This is a genomic window from Natronorubrum halalkaliphilum (assembly GCF_009834785.1).
Taxonomy (GTDB): Archaea; Halobacteriota; Halobacteria; order Halobacteriales; family Natrialbaceae; genus Natronorubrum; species Natronorubrum halalkaliphilum.
The window spans coordinates 1-1,312 of record NZ_WUYX01000012.1; the positions used below are offsets into that span (position 1 = coordinate 1).

The 1,312-nt window shown below is 57.1% G+C and carries 1 rRNA gene; it reads left to right on the plus strand.

The features are described 5' to 3' along the window. Nucleotides 1-1,312 (plus strand): 23S ribosomal RNA (locus GS429_RS02475); the annotation flags it as partial.

Consider the following 1,312-nt stretch of genomic DNA (forward strand, 5'->3'; position numbering starts at 1 on the left):
GCCAGTGTGCACTCAAAGCCGACGCTTTGGGGCCGCCTCTGCTGGGCCTTCGCCCAGTCGAACTGTCGAAATCCGTGGAAACCGTAATGGTACGAAGCGGACGAATGGCAGGATAGCGTAAGAGAGGCCAACCTAGAGCCCGTGAAAAGGCAAGCACACTGTCCGTACCGAGATCCGACACAGGTACTCATGGCGGCGAAAGCCAAGGTCTGTCGGGAGCAACCGACGTTAGGGAATTCGGCAAGTTAGTCCCGTACGTTCGCAATAAGGGATGCCTGCCTCGCGAAGAGGCAGGTCGCAGTGACTCGGGCGCTCCGACTGTCTAGTAACAACATAGGTGACCGCAAATCCGCAAGGACTCGTACGGTCACTGAATCCTGCCCAGTGCAGGTATCTGAACACCCCGTACAAGGGGACGAAGGACCTGTTAACGGCGGGGGTAACTATGACCCTCTTAAGGTAGCGTAGTACCTTGCCGCTTTAGTAGCGGCTTGCATGAATGGATCAACGAGAGCGCCACTGTCCCAACGTTGGGCCCGGTGAACTGTACGTTCCAGTGCGGAGTCTGGAGACCCCCAAGGGGAAGCGAAGACCCTATAGAGCTTTACTGCAGGCTGTCACTGAGACGTGGTCGCCATTGTGCAGCATAGGTAGGAGCCGTTACACAGGTACCCGCGCTAGCGGGTCACCGAGGCAGCATTGAAATACTACCCGATGGTGACTGCGACTCTCACTCCTGGCGGAGGACACTGGTAGCCGGGCAGTTTGACTGGGGCGGTACGCGCTTGAAAAGATATCGAGCGCGCCCCAAGATTTCCTCACTCGGGTCGGAGACCCGAGGAAGAGCGCAAGAGCAAAAGGAAGTCTGACAGTGTCCGGCACAACGACGGACGCTGACGCGAAAGCGTGGTCTAGCGAACCAATGAGGCTGCTTGATGCGGCCCATTGCTGACAAAAAAGCTACCTTAGGGATAACAGAGTCGTCACCCGCAAGAGCACATATCGACCGGGTGGCTTGCTACCTCGATGTCGGTTCCCTCCATCCTGCCCGTGCAGAAGCGGGCAAGGGTGAGGTTGTTCGCCTATTAAAGGAGGTCGTGAGCTGGGTTTAGACCGTCGTGAGACAGGTCGGCTGCTATCTATTGGGGGTGTTACGGTATCTGACGGGAACGTTCGTATAGTACGAGAGGAACTACGAATGGGTGCCACTCGTGTACCGGCTGTTCGAAAGAGCACGTGCCGGGCAGCGACGCACCACGGGGTAAGAGCTGAACGCATCTAAGCTCGAAACCCACCTGGAAAAGAGATACCA